Source organism: Actinomycetospora termitidis (assembly GCF_030286555.1).
Lineage (GTDB): Bacteria > Actinomycetota > Actinomycetes > Mycobacteriales > Pseudonocardiaceae > Actinomycetospora > Actinomycetospora termitidis.
In genome coordinates, this window is the sequence record NZ_JASVWF010000005.1 from 237,372 (window position 1) to 252,818 (window position 15,447).

Sequence of the window (15,447 nt, forward strand, 5' to 3'; positions counted from 1 at the left end):
AGCGTGACGGGGCAGCCGTTCGGAGTGTTGAGGAGAATCGATGCAGCCCTGGCCGGGCACGTCCTACCCGCTGGGTGCGACCTACGACGGGGCGGGGACCAACTTCGCGCTGTTCAGCGAGGTCGGCACCGCGGTGACGCTGTGCCTCTTCGACGCCGAGGGCGCCGAGACGGCCATCCCGCTCCCGGAGCGCGACGGCTTCGTCTGGCACGGCTACCTCCCCGGCGTCGTCCCCGGGCAGCGCTACGGCTACCGCGTCGACGGCCCGTCCGACCCGGAGGCCGGGCACCGCTGCAACCCGCACAAGCTGCTGATCGACCCGTACGCGAAGTCGATCGACGGCAGCCTGGGCACCACCTACGGGTGGGACGAGTCGCTGTTCGGCTATCACTTCGAGGACCCGGACGAGGTCAACCACGACGACTCGGCGCACCACGTGCCCAAGGCCGTCGTCGTGAACCCGTTCTTCGACTGGCACGACGACCGGCCGCCCCGCACGCCGTACCACGAGACGGTGATCTACGAGGCGCACGTCAAGGGGCTGACCTACCAGCACCCGGACATCCCCGAGGAGATGCGCGGCACGTACTCCGCGGTCGCGCACCCGGCCACGATCTCGCACCTCCAGCGGCTCGGGATCACCGCGATCGAGCTCATGCCGGTCCACCAGTTCGTGCACGACGACGCGCTCGTCCAGCGCGGCCTGCGCAACTACTGGGGCTACAACACGATCGCCTTCTTCGCCCCGCACTTCGGCTACGCGAGCGCCGGCCCCACCGGGACGACCGCGCCCGGGTCGCAGGTGCAGGAGTTCAAGGCGATGGTGCGTGACCTGCACGCGGCCGGCATCGAGGTGATCCTCGACGTGGTCTACAACCACACCGCCGAGGGCAACCACCAGGGCCCGACGCTGTCCATGCGCGGGATCGACAACCAGGCCTACTACCGCCTGGTCGACGACCAGCCGCAGTACTACATGGACTACACCGGCACCGGGAACTCGCTCAACGTCCGGCACCCGCACACGCTGCAGCTCATCATGGACTCGCTGCGCTACTGGGTCACCGAGATGCACGTCGACGGCTTCCGGTTCGACCTCGCGTCCACCCTCGCGCGGGAGTTCTACGACGTCGACCGGCTGTCGACGTTCTTCGACCTCGTCCAGCAGGACCCGGTGATCTCGCAGGTCAAGCTGATCGCCGAGCCGTGGGACGTCGGACCCGGCGGCTACCAGGTGGGCAACTTCCCGCCGGCGTGGACCGAGTGGAACGGCAAGTACCGCGACACCGTGCGCGACTTCTGGCGCGGGACGCCCGGCACGCTGGGCGAGTTCGGGTCCCGGCTCACCGGCTCCTCGGACCTCTACCAGGACGACGGGCGCCGGCCGTACGCGTCGATCAACTTCGTGACGGCGCACGACGGCTTCACCCTCAACGACCTGGTCTCCTACAACGAGAAGCACAACGAGGCCAACGGCGAGGGCGGCCGCGACGGCGCGGACGACAACAACTCGTGGAACTGCGGCGTCGAGGGCCCGACCGACGACGCGGCGGTCCTCGAACTGCGCCAGCGCCAGCGGCGGAACCTCCTCGCGACGATGTTCCTGTCCCAGGGCGTGCCGATGCTGCTGCACGGCGACGAACAGGGGCGCACGCAGGACGGCAACAACAACGGCTACTGCCAGGACTCCCCGATCTCCTGGATGGAGTGGTCGCCGGAGAAGTCCGACTCCGAGCTGATGACCTACACCTGCGGGATCTCCGCCCTGCGCGCGGCGCACCCGGTGTTCCGGCGCCGCCGCTTCTTCAACGGCCGGGAGATCCGCCCGGCCCTGCCCGGGTCCTCCGACGAACCGCAGCGCGACATCGCGTGGTTCACCGCCTCCGGCGAGGAGATGGGCGACGAGGACTGGGAGGGCGGCAGCGCCGCGGTCCTCACCGTCTTCCTCAACGGCCAGGGCATCGCCGAGGCCGACCCGCGGGGGCAGCGCGTCGTCGACGACTCCTTCCTGCTGATCTTCAACGCCCACCACGAGGACGTCGAGGTGACCCTGCCCGGCGAGGGGCTGCCCGACCGGTGGGCGACGGTGCTCGACACCGTCGACGGCACCGTCGTCGTCGGGACCGCGCGGTCGACGGCCGTGACCACCGTGGACGCGCTGCCCGACGACCTCGAGACCGTCGGCGGTGGCGACTCCGTGACCCTCGTCGCGCGGTCGATGCTGCTGCTGCAGCGGACGGACGAGGGCTCGTGAGCAGCCGCATCCCGTCATCCACGTACCGGCTCCAGCTCTCCCCGCAGCAGGACTTCGCCGCGGCGACCGACCTCGTCGGTTATCTCTCCGACCTTGGCGCCGGGGCGCTCTACTGCTCGCCGCTGCTCCAGCCGTCGCCGGGCTCGATGCACGGCTACGACGTCGTCGACCCGACGAGGGTCAACGAGGAGCTCGGCGGCGAGCAGGCCCGGGTGGCGCTGATCGGCGCGCTGCGCGAGGCCGGCCTGTGCGCGCTGATCGACCTGGTGCCGAACCACATGGGCGTCGCGGTCCCGGAGGCCAACCCGTCGTGGTGGTCGCTGCTGCAGTTGGGCCCGGAGTCGCCGTACGCCTCCTGGTACGACGTGGACCTGAGCGTGCCGATCCTGATCCCGGTCCTCGGCTCGCCGGAGGACGTCGAGAAGCTCGAGCTCTCCGACGACGGGGACGAGCTGCGCTACTTCGAGCACCGGTACCCGGTGGCCCCCGGGACGGGCGAGGGCTCGGCGCAGGAGGTGCACGAGCGCCAGCACTACCGGCTCGTGCACTGGCGCCGGGGCAACGCCGAGCTGACCTACCGGCGCTTCTTCGACGTCTCCGACCTCGCCGCGGTGCGCGTGGACGACCCGGAGGTGTTCGACGCGACCCACGCCGAGGTGCTGCGCTGGGTCGCCGCGGATCCCGACGTCGTGGCCGGACTGCGGATCGACCACCCCGACGGGCTCACCGCCCCGGGCGCGTACCTCCGCCGGCTGCGGGACCGGCTGGGCGACGACGCGTGGCTGCTCGTCGAGAAGATCACCTCGCTGCGCACCGGCGGGGTCACCGAGGTCCTGCCCGCGTCGTGGCCGGCCGACGGGACGACGGGGTACGACGCGCTCCGCGAGGTGTGCGGGCTGTTCGTCGACCCGCGCGGCGAGTCGCTGGTCGAGCAGGTCGCGGCCGAGCACACCGGCGAGCGGCAGCGGCTCTCGGTCGCCGAGCACACCGCGAAGCGGCTGGTCACCGACGAGATCCTGCTGGCCGAGGTCAAGCGGATCGCCCGGCTCGTGCCCTCCGAGGACGGCGACGACGACGCGACGGTGCAGGACGCCGTGGCCGAGCTGCTCGCGGCCTACCCGGTGTACCGCTCCTACCTGCCCGAGGGGCGGGCCGACCTCGAGCTGGCGGTGGACACGGCCGCCACCGCGCGCCCGGAGCTGGCGGACGTGGTGCGCCGGATCCGCGCCGCGATGCTCGCCGACCCGGACGGCCCGCTGACCCTGCGCGTCGAGCAGACCAGCGGCATGGTCACCGCGAAGGGCGTGGAGGACACGACCTTCTACCGGTGGAACCGGTTCGTCGCCCTGAACGAGGTCGGCGGAGCCCCCGACCGGTTCGGGGTCTCCCCCGCGGAGTTCCACGCCGCCGCGAGCCATCGCGACGCGGCGACACCCGTCGCGATGACGACGCTGTCGACCCACGACACCAAGCGCTCCGAGGACGTCCGCGCGCGGCTCGCGGTGCTATCCGAGCTCACCGCCGAGTGGGGCGCGTTCCTGCGGACCCTCTCCGCGCGGCACCCGTTGCCCTCCCCCTCGCTGGAGCTGCTGGCGTGGCAGTCGGTGATCGGCGCGTGGCCGCTCACCGAGGAGCGCCTCGGCGGGTACCTGACGAAGGCGTCCAAGGAGGCGAAGCTCGTCACCGCGCACGTCGACGCGGATGCCGAGGTCGACGAGAAGGTCGCCGCGTGGCCGGCCGAGGTGCTCGGGAACCCCGGGACGGTCGCCGAGATCGAGGCGTTCGTGCGGGCGATCGACGGGCACGGCCGGTCGAACGCGCTGGGCCAGAAGCTGCTGCAGATCGCCGGGCCGGGCGTGCCGGACGTCTACCAGGGCACCGATCTCTTCGAGTACTCGCTGGTCGACCCGGACAACCGGCGCCCCGTCGACTTCGCCCGGCGACGCGAGCTCCTCGCGCGGATCGACGGCGGGTGGCTGCCCCCGGCCGACGACCCGGACGGTGCGTCGAAGCTCCTGGTCACCGCGGCGGCCCTGCGCCTGCGCCGGTTCCGCCCGGAGCTGTTCGACGGGTACGCCGAGCTGCCCGCGTCCGGCCCGGCGGCCGAGCACGCCGTGGCGTTCGCGCGGGGCGGTCCGGCCGGGCGGGAGCGGCTCGTCGTCGTGGCGACGCGGCTCCCGGTCGGCCTGGAGGCCGCCGGCGGCTGGGCCGACACGGTCCTCCCCCTGCCCGGCGGGGCGACCGACTGGACCGACATGGTGACCGGCTCGCCCGTCGATGGGTCCGCGCCGGCGCTGTCGACCCTGCTGGCCCGCTACCCCGTGGCGCTGCTGGTGCGCCCGGCCTGAGCGTCGTCGCGAGTGCGACACCACGCAGGATCCGCGCGCCCGGAACCTGCGCCACGTCGCACTCGCGCCGACCCCCGGGACGCCGACGCACAACCCCGTCCGCCGGACACGGTCGCGCCGAGGTGGGTCTGCCTCAGCGGCGCTTCGGCGCGAGCGGGACGACCCGCCGGGACGGCGTGCGGGGCATGACCTCCGTCTCGGCGTCGACCGGCGACGATGCGATCGTTTCGGTGACCGCGTCCTCCTCGTCGGGCGGCGCGGGCCGGGCGATCGGCACCTCCCCGGTCACGGCGCGGATGGCCTCCTCGGGCACCTTCCCGCGCTCCGCGACCGGCACGGCCACGCGCCGCTTGTCCCGACGCCGGTAGAGCAGCGCGCCCACGATCGCGACCGTCGCGAGGAACGGCACGACCAGCGTCCACCACGTCGTCCCGCGGAACGACAGGTTCAGCACCGCGTGCGCCACGACCACCGGCCAGCACAGGTACGACGACCAGTGCACCCAGAACCACACGCGCCGCGGGATGCGCGAGCGCAGCAGCGAGGTCACCACGATGGCGAGGATCAGGTCGAACGCGATCGTCCCGAACGCCGCGCCGATCGGGTTGTACAGCGCGACCCCGGGCACGAACACGTCGACCACCCGCAGGTGCACGTAGTCGGTGACCAGCACCGTGAGCACGTGCAGGACGACGAACACCACGGTGATCAGCGACAGGTTGCGGTGCAGCGCCACCAGCACGAAGCGGGGCAGCCCCAGCTCCGCGTTCTTCACCACCGAGGTGTTGTGCAGGATCCCCAGCACGACGACGAGGCTCAGCAGCAGCAGGCCGACGGCCCCGAGGGCCCGGGAGACGAACCAGAGCTGGAGCACCGCGTCACCGCGTGAACGGCGTGTAGACGAGGGGCCCCTCCTGGGGCCGGGTGTACTGGTACTCCAGGGGCGTCACCCGGGGCACGTCGGGCGCCGACGCGGTGGCGGAGATCGCGGCCTGGAGCCCGACCGTGAGCGCGGCCGCGATCGCGGTGATCCACGCCGTGGTCTCGACGATCAGACGCTTGTTCGTCTCGTGCTGCGACTTCTTGCGCGAGCCCGTGCCCGCGCGCACCGCTCCCGTCGCCGCCACGCGCTCCAGGATGCCGCATGAGGTCGGCGTGAGATCACCCGAGGGCCGCGGATCGCGGCCCCCGGATGCCGTCACCCGAGCAGCGTCGCGTCCGCCGGGGAGAGCCGGTCGGTGATGGTGTTCCGCTGGTGCCAGTACGGGTAGAGCAGCGGCATCGCCGAGACCTCGTCCAGGCGCCGCATCTCGTCGTCGGACAGCGCGAGGTCCGCCGCCGCGAGGTTGTCCGCCAGCTGCTCCTCGGTGCGGGCGCCGATCACCAGGGAGGTCACCCCGGGCTTGTGCAGCAGCCACGCGTTCGCGACCTGGGCGACCGAGACACCGTGCGCGTCCCCGATCTCCGCGGCGACCTCGATGATGTCGTAGAGCCGCTCGCGGTCCGCGACCGGCGGCTCGGACCACTCGCCGAGGTGGCGCGAGGTCTCCGGGTCGTCCTGGCCACGCCGGAACTTGCCGGAGAGCAGGCCGCCCGCGATCGGGCTCCACACGAGGATGCCGAGCCCCTGGTCGATCGAGACCGGGACCAGCTCGTTCTCCGCCTCCCGGGCCTGCAGCGTGTAGTGGATCTGCTGGGACACGAAGCGCTGGTACTCGCCCCGCTCCGACACACCGAGCGCCTTCATGATGTGCCACGCCGAGTAGTTCGAGCAGCCGATGTAGCGGATCTTGCCCTTGCGCACGAGGGTGTCGAGGGCCTCGAGCGTCTCCTCGAGCGGCGTCAGCCCGTCCCAGCCGTGCATCTGGTAGAGGTCGATGTGCTCGACGCCGAGGCGGCGCAGGCTGTCCTCGCACGACCGCACGATCCGCTGGCGGGAGGCCCCGCCGTCGTTCGGGCCGTCGCCCATCGGGAACCGCATCTTGGTGGCGATCAGCAGGTCGTCGCGGTGGTTCTTCGTCGCCTGCCCGACGATCTCCTCGGACTGCCCGGCCGAGTACATGTCGGCGGTGTCGACGAGGTTGACGCCGCGCTCGACGCACAGGTCGATCTGGCGGGTGGCGCCCTCGACGTCGGTGGTGCCGAGCTGGGAGAACATCCCCTGCCCGCCGAAGGTCATCGTGCCCATCGTCATCGTCGAGACGTTCAGTCCCGACCGGCCCAGTTGCCTGTACTCCATGCCCGCCGGATGCCCGCCCGGGGTGTCCCCCGAACGGGCATCCGGTCGATGTGACTCAGCGCCGGGTCAGCTCCGGGCGCACCGCGAGCAGCAGCCCGAGCACGGCGTAGCCGACGAGGAAGTGCGTCCCGGCGACGACGGAGCCGATCTCCCGTCCGAACACCATGAGCGACGGCAGCGCGACGAAGATCCACGTCTCGGCCACGACCGGCCAGGCCCGCAGGGCACCACGCCAGCGGCCGGCGACCGCGACCTTCACGCCGATGATCGCCATGCCGAGCATCGACAGCGGCCAGAACGGGTCGAGGACCGTCGCGACCGTGCCCCACTCGCCGCCGTCCGCCGGCAGCGTGAACACCGACTGCACCGTCGCGACCGCGAGGACCACGGACTCGACGACCAGCATGGTGCGGGCGAGGCGCGACGTCCCGGTCGCCCGGGTCCGCCACATCGCGGCGAGCAGGCAGAAGACGCCGAGCTGGAAGAACAGGCCGGTCAGCGAGATGGCGAAGCTGCCCTGCTCGGACTCGGCACCCGAGGTCATGAACGCGACGCCGTAGGCGCCCGCGCCCGCGGCCAGGCCCGCTCCGAGCAGACGGAGCGTTCCCGACAAAGCAGCTGAGCACGCCGATAGGGGGTCCGGCGGGACCGGCGCGGGCGGGGCCACGTCGGTGCGGGCGGGGGCGGGGACGTGGCTCGTGGTGGTGCGGAACGTGGTCATGGCGGGCTCCTGGGGGAATCGGTCGGCGGTGGCGGTGGTGATGGCGGGGTGCCGGTCGGTCATGGCGAGAACCCTGCGCCCGAGGCGTCCCGCTCCCCCAGGGCCGCGGATCCCGCCGGAGTCCCGTCCCGTGTCCCGGATCGACGGGACATCGGGCGGGACGCCGGTCCCTACGGGATCCACGGGTCGGCGTGGCAATCTCGGCGCGTGACGGAGACCATCGCGCGCGCCCCCGCGGTGCCGGCGCAGGAGCGGGCCCGGCCGCGGCTCCGGGTCGACCTGCCGCTCGCCCTGGTCGCGCTGCTCTCCCTCGCCGTCTCCCTCGCCGTCGTCGTGCTCGACGTCCGGGCCGTGGGCCGGGTCCTCCCGCCCGGGGTCGACGGCTCGCCGGGCTGGCCGATCGCCCTGTCCGGACTCGCGCTGCTGGTCCCCGGGCTCGTCGTCGTCCGGGACCGGGCGCGACACCGCGTGGGCCTGGTCCTCGTGGTCGGCGGGGTCGCGTGGGTGCTGGACGCCCTCGCCGGGGCCTGGCTCCTCGAGGCCCTCGTCCACGACCGCCCGTTCGGCGGGCTCGCCTTCGCCGTCATCAACCGGTGGGGCGCGTTCCTCCTGCTCACGCTCCCGCTGATCCTGCTGCTGTTCCCCGACGGCGAGCTCCCCCGCGGCCGGTGGGGCCGGGCCGCGTCCGTCGCCAGTCTGGCCGCGACGGCGCTGCTCCCCCTGTGCCTCGTCCTGGTGCCGACCGCGGTGATCGACGCCCACTCCGGCGCGCCGACCGCCCCCGAGGTCCTGGCCCTGGGCGTCGACACGCTGTCCGTGCCGTGGACCGGGTGGCCGGCCGTGCTGACCGTCGCCTACGCGTTCCTGCCGCTCGGGCTGCTGGTCCCGCTGGCCGTGGTGGTCGTGCGGTTCCGGCGGGCCACCGGGGTCCGCCGCCGGCAGATGCGCTGGCTCGTCTGGGCCGCGATCGTGGACGCCCTGGTGATGCTGGTCGGGCGGCTCCTGCCCGCCTGGGCGTCCGGTCCCGCCCTGTGCGTGGCGATCGCGGTGACCAGCGCCGCGATCCTGGTCGCCGTCACGCGCTACCGACTCTACGAGATCGACCGGCTGCTCCCGGCCACCGTCCTGACGGCGCTGCTGGCCGTCGGGGTGGTCGCGGTCGACGTCCTCCTGGTCCTGACGGCGGGTGCGCTCCTCGGTGACCGCGACGCCGGGCTGATCGCCGTCGCGGTCGTCGCCGTGGCCTACACCCCGCTGCGGACCCGGCTGTGGACGCTGTCCCGACGGCTGGTCCGCGGCACCCGCGACGACCCGGAGGGCACCGTCGCGGCCCTGGCCGGGCGCCTGGAGTCCGCCTCCGCGCCCGACGCGCAGCTCGCGGCCCTGGCCCGCACCGTCGTCGAGGCGTTCCGGCTCCCGGGCGTACGGGTGGAGGTCGACCGGGCCGACGGGGCCCGGGCCACCGTCGAGCACGGTCGGCCGGGGACGGCGGTCGTCGAGCTGCCGCTGCGCTACCGCGACGAGCCGATCGGCCGGGTCGCGCTCCCCGCCCACGCGCTCGACGCCCTCTCCGCCCGCGACCAGCGCCTGCTGGCCGACCTGCTGCGGCAGGCCGCCGCGGCGGCCCGCGCCGGCGCGCTCGGGGCGTCGCTGCAGCGGGCCCGCGAGCAGATCGTCACCGCCCGGGAGGAGGAGCGCCGACGGCTGCGCCGGGACCTGCACGACTCCGTGGGTCCGGCCCTCGGGGCGGTCACGCTGCGGATCGAGACCGCCCGGGAGCTCGCGGCCGCCGACCCGGTCGCCGCCGACGGCATGCTCGACCGGGCCACCGCCGACGTCGCGGCCCTGCTCGCCGACGTCCGCCGCCTCGTCCACGACCTGCGCCCACCGGCCCTCGACGAGCTCGGGCTGGTCGGGGCGCTGCGCGCCCGGGCCCGGTCGCTGTCCGGCGACGGGCTGGAGATCACGGTCCGCGGGGACGACCCCGGGGAGCTGTCCGCGGCGGTCGAGGTCGCCGCGTTCCACATCGTCTCGGAGGCCCTGACCAACGTGGTCCGGCACGCGCACGCCCGCACCGCCGAGGTGGTGGTGACGCGGGAGCCCGACCGCCTGGTCGTCACCGTCGCCGACGACGGCCGCGGGATCACCCCCGCCGTCACCGCCGGGGTGGGGAGCCGCTCGCTGCGGGAGCGCTCCGCCGAGCTCGGCGGCACGACGACCGTGAGCTGCCCCGACGACGGCGGCACGGTCGTCCGCGCCGAGCTCCCCTGCGCGGTGACCCCGTGACCCGGGTCCTGCTGGTCGACGACCACCCGGTCTACCTCGAGGGGCTCGCGGCGCTCCTGGGTGCCGCGGGCGCGGCCACCGGGATCGAGGTGGTCGGCACCGCGACCGACGGCACCGGGGCCGTGACGGCCGCGGCCGAGCTCGCGCCCGACGTCGTCGTCATGGACGTCCGCATGCCCGGCCTCGACGGGATCGCCGCCACCCGCCGCGTCGTCGACGCCGCCGCGGCCGCCGGCCGGGACGTCGGGGTCGTGGTGCTGACGATGAGCGAGGAGGACGAGACGGTCTTCGCGGCCATGCGCGCCGGGGCCCGCGGCTACCTGCTCAAGGGCGCCACCCGGGTCGAGATCACCAACGCGATCGCCACCGTCGCCGCGGGCGGTGCGGTGTTCGGACCCGCGATCGCCCGCCGGGTCGCGGACTTCCTCGCCCCGGCGCGGACCACGGCCGAGGGCCTGTTCCCGGAGCTGACCGGCCGGGAGCGGGAGGTGCTCGACCTCGTCGCCGCGGGCCGGGCGAACCCGCAGATCGCGGCGACGCTGCACCTGTCGCCGAAGACCGTGCGCAACGTGGTGTCGTCGATCTTCACCAAGCTCCACGTGGCCGACCGCGCCGAGGCGATCGTCCGCGCCCGCGAGGCGGGCCTGGGCCGGGCCTCAGGGGCGACCGACGGGCTCCGTCGGTGACGTCAGGCCGTTGAGCGCGAGCACGCGGGCGGCGGGACCGGTGCGCGGCAGCACGAGTCGCGCGCCCTGGTCGGCGGCCGCGAGCAGCACCCCCACCCCGGCGCTGGCGAGGTGGCCGACGCCGGTGACGTCGAGCGACCACTCCGGCCCCGGCGGGTGGGCGAGGATCCGGCCCAGGACGTCGGCGCCGACGAGGTCGAGGTCGCCGGTCACCTCGACGGTGGACCCGGTGACGTCCACCGACACGGCCTCGTCGGCGGGCACGACCTGGGGCGGCCGGATCCGGCCCCGGTCCACCGCGCGCCGTCCCGGCGGCACGGTGAACGAGACCGTGGTGCCGCCCGGTCCGCCGTCCACGACGACGTCGGAGGCCAGCGCGCGGATCATCGACAGTCCCCGCCCGCGGTGTCCGGGATCCCGCGGGATGTCGCGCCACGCCCCGCGGTCGGTCACCCGCACCGCGACGCCGCCGTCGGGACGGGCGGCGACGTGCACGGTGACCTCCGACGACGAGGGCGGCACCGTCCCGTAGGCGTGCTCGACGGCGTTGGTGGCGGCCTCGCCGAGGGCGAGCTGCAGGTCCTCGACGACCTCGTCGCGCAGGCCCGCGGGCACCGCCCACGCCCGCACCGCCCGGCGCAGCACCGCGAGCTCGGCCGGGTCGGCACGGAAGGTCGAATCGAGGGGGGCGGGGGCGAGCCGGACGACGACGACGGCCACGTCGTCGATCGCCTCGGCCGGCGCGAGGGCGTCCAGGAGCACCGAGGCCACCGGCTCCGGGGCGACGTCGGTGCACGAGGCGGCGACCGCGAGCAGCCGGTCCAGCCCGTCGTCGAGGGACTCGCCGCGCCGCTCCACCAGGCCGTCGGTGTAGAGGACGATGTCGTCGCCCGGCACGATCCGGGTGACGCCCTCGGTGCGGGCGCGGCGCCGGTCGTGGGCGAGCCCGAGCAGGGGCCCGTGGCCGGCGGGGTCGGTGAGCAGCCGCGGGCCGTCGGCGTCGACGAGCAGGGCGGGCAGGTGCCCGGCGCGCGCCCAGTGCACCTCGCCGCTGTCGGTGTCGACCACCAGGCAGATCGCGGTGGACGCCCGCGCGCCCGGCACCCGGGCCACGAGCCCGTCGAGCAGGTCCAGCGCCGGCCCGGGTCCGTGCCCCGCGAGCAGGTAGCCCGAGAGGGCGGTGCGCAGCTGTCCCATCACCGCGGCCGCCGCGGTCCCCTGCCCCACCACGTCGCCGACGACCACCGCGACGTGGTGCGGGCCGACCTCCACGACGTCGTACCAGTCGCCGCCCGCCGAGGTCCCGACGGCGCCTGGCAGGTAGCGCACCGCGATGGGCAGCCGGGCCACCTCCGGCAGGGCCTGGGGCAGCAGCGACCGCTGCAGGGTCTGGGCGATCTCGTGCTCGGCGCGGTAGAGCCGCGCCCGGTCGAGGGCGACCGCACAGGGCTCGGCGAGGGACTGCAGCGTGAGCCGCTCGCCCGCGTCCAGTCGCCCGCGGGTGTCCCGGCCGACCGCGAGCGCCCCGACGACGCTGCCCGCCGCGATCAGCGGGATCGTCACCACCTTCTGCAGCCCGCGGTCGCGCATCAGCGCCACCAGCTCCGGGTCCTGCGCGTCCTCGGGCTCCCCCGGCTCGGGCTCGTGGACCCACAGCGAGCGTTCCGTGACGACGGCGCGGGTCAGCAGCGTGTCCGCCTCCAGCGGCACGACGTCGCCATGGGACCGGGCGGGCGCCACCACGGGGCGGCGGGTGACCATCCGCAGCTGTCGCTGGGCCGCGTCGTACTCGAAGACGGCCACCTCGATGTCCTGTCCGAGCAGCTCCACGACGTGGTCGGTGGCGGCGCGGGCCACCTCGGCCGGGGTCGCGGCCGCGGAGAACGCGGCCGTCGCGTGGTGGACGATCGCGAGCCGGTGCGCGGCGCTGCGCTCGTCGGCGTAGAGCAGCGCGTTGTCCAGGCCGGGCAGGGTGCGGGCCACGACCTCGTCGACGAGGGCCCGGTCGGCGTCCGTCCACGGCGCGCTGCGGCCGTCGCGGGCGAGCACGAGCACGCCGAGCGTGCGGTCGCGGACCCGGAGCACCCGCTGCAGCGTGCGCGGGTCGGGCTCCGGCTCGTCGTCGAGGACCGTGACGCGGTCGGCGAGGTGCGCGTCGTGCAGCACGCGGGACAGCTCACGCAGGCGTCCGGCCACGGTGTCGGTGGACTCCATCGCCGCGCCCACCTCGGCGAGCAGCCGGGCCCGGTCGGCCTCCTGCAGGCGGGTCTCCACGTCGACGGCGGACCCGACCCAGCCGGTCGCCCGGCCGTCCGGTCCGGGCACGGGCGTCGCCTGCTCGACGAGCCGGTGGTAGGTCCCGTCGGCGTGCCGCAGGCGGAAGTCGGTCTCCCAGGCGCGGCCGAGCTCCCGGCCGCGCGCGACCAGCTCGTCGTAGCCCGCCCGGTCGTCGGGGTGGACCCCCTCGACCCAGCCCTCCCCGAGCTCGTCGGCCTGGTCCCGCCCCGTGAAGCGGCTCCACCCGGCGTTGAGGAAGACCCGCCGTCCGCGGGCGTCGGACACCCAGATCATGGCGGGCGCGAGGTCGGCCACCGCGGTGAAGCGGGCCTCCGCCTCGCGGCGCGACCGGCCGAGCTGCAGGTGCGCCTGCACGCGGGCCTGCAGCTCACCGGGTGAGAAGGGCTTCACCAGGTAGTCGTCGGCCTGGGCGGCCAGGCCCTCGACCGCGGCCTCCTCGCCGGCGCGGGCCGAGAGCAGCAGCACCGGGACCCGCGCCGTGCGGGGGTCCGAGCGCAGGGCCGTGAGCAGCGCCAGGCCGTCGCGGCCCGGCATCATCACGTCCGAGACGATCATGTCCGGCGGGTCGGCGAGGGCGAGCCGCAGGGCCTCCTCGCCGTCGGTCGCCGTCGTGACGGTGCAGCGCGGCGCGAGCAGGCGGGTGATGTAGGCCCGCATGTCCGCGTTGTCGTCGGCGACCAGGACCCGGCCGATGACCGCCGACCCGGCGGCGTCCGATCCGGAGGCGTCCGACCCGGTCGGCACCCAGAGCTCCGCCTCGTCGACGAGGGCGCGGGCGCGCTCCGTCGGGCCGGTGGCGTCGTCGTCGGTCGGGCCGGGCGCGGGGACCTCGCGGACCGGGAGCGTGACGGTGAAGGTGCTACCGACGCCGACCTCGCTGCGCACGTCGACCGACCCGCCGTCGAACTCGACGAGCTCGCGGACGAGGGCGAGCCCGATCCCGCTGCCCTCGGCGGAGCGGGCCCACGTGCCCTCGACGCGGTGGAACCGGTCGAAGAGCCGCGGCACCTCGTCGGCGGGGATCCCGATGCCGGTGTCGGTGACCGTGAGCACGGCGTGCCCGTCCTCGCGGCGCAGGCGGACCTCCACCCGACCCGTCCGCGTGTACTTCAGGGCGTTCGCGACGAGGTTGAGGACGATGCGCTCCCACCCGTCGCGGGCCACCGCCACGGGCACCGGCCAGGACGGCGCGTCGACGACGTACTCCAGCCCTGCGCGCTGCATGGCCGAGGCGACCATCCCGGCGACGTCGACGGTGGCCCGCCCGAGGTCGAGCGGCAGCGGCGGCGAGCTCGCGCTGCCGGCCTGCAGCCGCGCCACCTCGAGCAGGTCGCCCACCAGCCGGGTCAGCCGCCGGGCGTTCCGGGCGACGACCTCGAGGTCGGCCCGCGCCCGGCCGGGAGCGAGGTCCGGGTCGGCGAGCAGCCCGTCGACCGGGCCGGCGATCAGCGTCAGCGGGGTGCGCAGCTCGTGGCTGGCGTCGGCGAAGAACCGCCGCCGGGCCTCGTCGAGCTCGGCGAGGGCCTCGGCGCGGCGCCGCTCGGACTCCGCGGCGCGCGCGTCGAGCACCCCCGAGGTGACCTGCCCCGCGACGAGCTCGACGAAGTCCCGGTACGGGTCGTCGAAGGCGAGGAAGCGGGAGAGGCCGACGACCAGGACGCCGAGCAGCTCCTCGGAGGCCGCGCCCGGCGCGCGCAGCGGCACCAGCGCCGCCCGGTCGCAGGTGTCGGGGACGTCCGCGCGCACGGACGACGGCAGGTCCACCACGGCGGTGCCCTCGCGGGCACGGGCCAGTGGCCAGGGGGATCCGGCGGCCGCGTCGGTCCGGCCGAGGTCGGCCGTCGGCGGCGCCGCGGCACCTCCCCGGGAGATGCCCATCGCCGCCGCCAGCTCCAGGACGTCGGACGCCGCGCCGTCGGGGCGCAGGTAGACCAGGCCGAACGGCACGTCGCGGTGGTCGTCCCCGAGCACCTCCTGCGCGGCGCGGGCCACCTCGCCCGTGGTGCGCGCGGAGGTCATGGCCGAGGCGAGGTCGCGCAGGAACGCCATCCGACGCTCGGAGAGCACCCGCGGGGTGGTCTCGACGACCGCGCAGAACAGCCCGTGCACGCGACCGTCCTCGTCGGCGAGCGGGCTGTAGGAGAACGTGTGGTAGGTCTCCTCGGGCCATCCGTGGCGTTCCAGGTGGAGCAGCAGGTCCTCGTCCCAGGTCGACTCGCCGTGGTCGATGACCGCCCGGACCTGCGGGGACACCGCGTCGTAGACCTCCGACCAGACCTCGCGGAACGGCCGGCCGACGGCCCACGGGTGCTTCCCGCGCAGCGTGTCCCGCTGGTAGGAGTCGTTGTAGAAGAAGGTCAGCTCCGGGCCCCACGCCATCCACATGGAGAACCGCGAGGTCAGCAGCACCCGCACCACCGAGCGCAGGGACGTCGGCCAGTCCTGCGAGGGGCCGAGCGGGGTGGCCGCCCAGTCGACCGCCGCCATCGCCTCGGCGACGCCCGCGCGTCCGGCGAACAGGGGGTCGACAGCCCCGTCCGTCCTGTCCATGCGTTCCGGCTCCTCAACTGCTCGGCGATCGACAGTACCCGCCGTCACGGGGCACCCACTCGTGC

Annotated in this window: 9 protein-coding genes; 4 read left to right on the plus strand and 5 right to left on the minus strand. The window is 74.8% G+C overall.

What is annotated here, in order from left to right; translation table 11 throughout:
- The first annotated feature begins 40 nt into the window (after nt 1-40).
- Together glgX and treY are read left to right on the plus strand one after the other, a co-directional pair.
- Complete coding sequence (gene glgX / locus QRT03_RS21905; protein ID WP_286055176.1) at nt 41-2,254, plus strand: glycogen debranching protein GlgX; 2,214 nt, start codon at nt 41-43, stop codon at nt 2,252-2,254.
- Entirely contained in the window at nt 2,251-4,602 is a 2,352-nt protein-coding gene (gene treY / locus QRT03_RS21910; RefSeq protein WP_286055177.1) for a malto-oligosyltrehalose synthase, read from the plus strand. Before glgX ends, treY begins: the two co-directional genes overlap by 4 nt.
- A 133-nt stretch (nt 4,603-4,735) precedes the next feature.
- Here treY and QRT03_RS21915 read toward each other — a convergent pair whose 3' ends face one another.
- The 4 genes from QRT03_RS21915 to QRT03_RS21930 all read right to left on the minus strand — a co-directional run bounded on the left by QRT03_RS21915 (nt 4,736) and on the right by QRT03_RS21930 (nt 7,625).
- A complete protein-coding gene (locus QRT03_RS21915) occupies nt 4,736-5,476 on the minus strand; it encodes a ferric reductase-like transmembrane domain-containing protein (RefSeq protein WP_286055178.1) in 741 nt (246 codons plus the stop codon).
- A 4-nt stretch (nt 5,477-5,480) separates the two neighbouring features.
- Entirely contained in the window at nt 5,481-5,729 is a 249-nt protein-coding gene (locus QRT03_RS21920) for a hypothetical protein (protein WP_286055179.1), read from the minus strand.
- Nucleotides 5,730-5,800: 71 nt separating this feature from the next.
- Nucleotides 5,801-6,841, minus strand: a complete 1,041-nt coding sequence (locus tag QRT03_RS21925; RefSeq protein WP_286055180.1) for an aldo/keto reductase — start codon at nt 6,839-6,841, stop codon at nt 5,801-5,803.
- Between the two features lie 55 nt (nt 6,842-6,896).
- Nucleotides 6,897-7,625 carry a hypothetical protein gene (locus tag QRT03_RS21930; RefSeq protein ID WP_286055181.1) on the minus strand — a complete coding sequence of 243 codons (729 nt, stop codon included), beginning with the start codon at nt 7,623-7,625 and terminating at the stop codon, nt 6,897-6,899.
- 144 nt (nt 7,626-7,769) lie between these two features.
- Here QRT03_RS21930 and QRT03_RS21935 point away from each other — a divergent pair, with 144 nt between their 5' ends.
- Nucleotides 7,770-9,848: a sensor histidine kinase gene (locus QRT03_RS21935; protein WP_286055182.1), complete on the plus strand. Its 2,079-nt coding sequence runs from the start codon at nt 7,770-7,772 to the stop codon at nt 9,846-9,848.
- Nucleotides 9,845-10,534: a response regulator transcription factor gene (locus tag QRT03_RS21940; protein ID WP_286055183.1), complete on the plus strand. Its 690-nt coding sequence runs from the start codon at nt 9,845-9,847 to the stop codon at nt 10,532-10,534. The genes QRT03_RS21935 and QRT03_RS21940 overlap by 4 nt, the downstream gene beginning before the upstream one ends.
- Here QRT03_RS21940 and QRT03_RS21945 read toward each other — a convergent pair.
- Nucleotides 10,505-15,382, minus strand: a complete 4,878-nt coding sequence (locus QRT03_RS21945; RefSeq protein WP_286055184.1) for a SpoIIE family protein phosphatase — start codon at nt 15,380-15,382, stop codon at nt 10,505-10,507. The genes QRT03_RS21940 and QRT03_RS21945 overlap by 30 nt on opposite strands.
- Nucleotides 15,383-15,447: the final 65 nt, after the last annotated feature.

Coding starts and splice junctions, on each gene's coding strand:
- glgX (WP_286055176.1), top strand. CDS start 41: ATGCAGCCCTGGCCGGGCACGTCCTACCCGCTGGGTGCGACCTACGAC.
- QRT03_RS21925 (WP_286055180.1), bottom strand. CDS start 6,841: ATGGAGTACAGGCAACTGGGCCGGTCGGGACTGAACGTCTCGACGATG.
- QRT03_RS21930 (WP_286055181.1), bottom strand. CDS start 7,625: ATGACCGACCGGCACCCCGCCATCACCACCGCCACCGCCGACCGATTC.
- QRT03_RS21945 (WP_286055184.1), bottom strand. CDS start 15,382: ATGGACAGGACGGACGGGGCTGTCGACCCCCTGTTCGCCGGACGCGCG.